The following is a 2429-nucleotide window of genomic DNA, read 5'->3' as shown; positions in this document are numbered from 1 at the left end:
GTTTCCCTTTTTTAAATAATTGTCATTTGGAACTCACTATCTATTTTTATAAAAAAGTTATATTGAGATAGCTATCAAAGCTTTTAAATAAGTTCAAATCCCTAACTTGCTACATTGCCTGCGATAGTCTACTTCACGACCTCAAATTCAATCTCGTATTGAACGTCCCTATTAGCAAGGAAAACTTTAATTGTAAAGATTCTAGAAGCCATCGAAAATGTCTCGATGATTTTATCAAATTATTTTTGATAAAGTTATTATAAAATTTATTGATACCAAAAAATTAATTCCTCTCAAAAAAAAAGAAAACAAACCGCGTAAATTTTGGTTTGTTTCCATTCTTCTATTTCTCTCGATACCTAATCAGTCGCATGCCATTGACAATGACGATGAGGATACTAGCTTCGTGGACGAACATACCTGTTCCCATGTTGACGAAACTAGGTACTAAGCCTGTACCTCCAAGGATTAGACTAGCCAGTAAAAAGAGCACAACTACAATCGCAATCACAATATTTTGTGTCATGTTGGCAACCGTGCGTTTACTTAAACCATATGCGTGGACAAGTTCATCAAAACTAGACTTCATTAGCACGATATCGGACGTTTCAATCGCAGTATCAGTACCAGAACCCATTGCGATACCTATATTAGCAAGTGCCAAACTAGGAGAATCGTTGACACCATCACCGATAAAAGCAATTTTTTTACCAGAGTTTTTGAGTGATTTGACAACTTCAGCTTTTTCTTCAGGCATGAGATTGGCACGTACTTCATCGATGCCGAGTTGGGCGGCGACTGCTTTAGCTGTTGTCTCGTTGTCTCCAGTCAGCATAATCATACGAGAAATACCTTCGTGGCGTAGTTCTTCGAGGGATTCTTTGACACCAGAACGTATTTCGTCCGCAATACCATAAATTAGTTGCAATCTGTTATCAGCTGCGACCAAAACAACTGATGCACCTGAATCAGTGATTTCTGTGATGTCCTGTTTCTGCTCGGGAGAAATCGTAATATGATTAACCACCATCATTTTTTCATTACCAATCAATAGGTTGTCTGCGATGATTCCCTGTCCTTTAACAACGTCCGTTTTTTCAAATTTGATAGGATTGAATTTTCCGATCATGCGTACAACTGCCGTTGCTAATGGGTGATCAGATTCATTTTCTGCTGAAGCAACTGCATCAATCAATTCTTTTGAAGCACCATAATTTTTGACAACAACAACTTCTGTATTGCCTTTCGTCAGAGTACCCGTCTTATCAAACAGAAGCGTATCAATGTGACTGAAGGTATTCATAACATCACCTCCCTTGATAAGGACGCCTCTTTTTGCACCATTCCCGATTCCTGCAACATTTGAAACAGGTGCACCAATCACGAGGGCACCAGGGCAACCAAGTACGAGAATCGTGATGGCTAGTTCTAGATTATGACTAAAAACCCAAGTAATAGCTGCAATAACAAGTACCGCTGGCGTGTAATACTTAGCAAAGCGGTCGATGAATTTCTCAGCAGGAGATTTGGTATCTTGGGCTTCTTCGACAAGTTCAATAATTTTACCAAAGGTTGTATCTTCGCCGACTTTTTCTGCTTCTACGTAAATTGTACCGTTTTCTAAGATAGAACCTGCAAAAACTTTGGTACCAGCTTCCTTTCTGATTTCACGTGATTCACCTGTGATACTGGCTTCGTTGACATAGCCAGATCCTTGGTAAATACGACCATCAACAGGAACTTGACGTCCGGTTTTTACTAAGAGTTTGTCGCCAATTTCAACTTCATCAATGTCCATTTCTTCGCCATCAGCAGATAGGGCTGTGCTGGGTGCCATATTCGTGAGTTCTTTGATACTTGATCGCGTTTTTTCAAGCGTTTTTTTCTCCAAAAATCCACCGAAAGCGAAGAGAAAAGTGACAATTGCTGATTCTTCATATTCACCGATGAACAAAGCACCGATAACTGCAATAGAAACTAGCAGGTCAATCGAAATTTGTTTCACTTTGATTGCTTGATAGGCATGAATTGCAACAGGTATAAAACCGATAATACTTGCAATAATCATTGTCGAATTCCAAATCCATATTTGATTTACACCATATTTACCAAGGTATCCGAGTACAATGAAAATGGCTGAGAGGATAACCAAGTGATTACTGTGTTGTTGAAGTCGTTTTTGAAAGTTCAGTGTTATTTTTGCCATATTTTCTACTTCCTTTAATTTTCTTTATGATACTAGTATAGCGCTACCCTTATAGATAAAAATTGATAACTATCAAGAAAATAAAAAGTATAACTTACTAGACTTTATTAACATAAAGGTAAGGTCTGTCTGACGATTCCTGCGGAAAGTTTTGGCAACTGCAGTTGCCAAAATTGGGCGTTTGCCCCAGACCCCAAGCAAACAAAAAAGACAGTTTCCTGTC

Annotated in this window: 1 protein-coding gene; it reads right to left on the bottom strand. The window is 38.5% G+C overall.

Annotated elements, in window-relative coordinates:
• Positions 1-343: 343 nt before the first annotated feature.
• Positions 344-2206 (bottom strand): heavy metal translocating P-type ATPase, encoded by a 1863-nt coding sequence (locus tag AB0N03_RS52115; protein ID WP_364388950.1) that lies wholly within the window; start codon positions 2204-2206, stop codon positions 344-346.
• Between the last annotated feature and the right edge of the window lie 223 nt (positions 2207-2429).

The organism is Amycolatopsis sp. NPDC051061 (assembly GCF_040682935.1).
Lineage (GTDB): Bacteria > Actinomycetota > Actinomycetes > Mycobacteriales > Pseudonocardiaceae > Amycolatopsis.
This window is presented reverse-complemented; position numbering and strand designations above follow the sequence as displayed.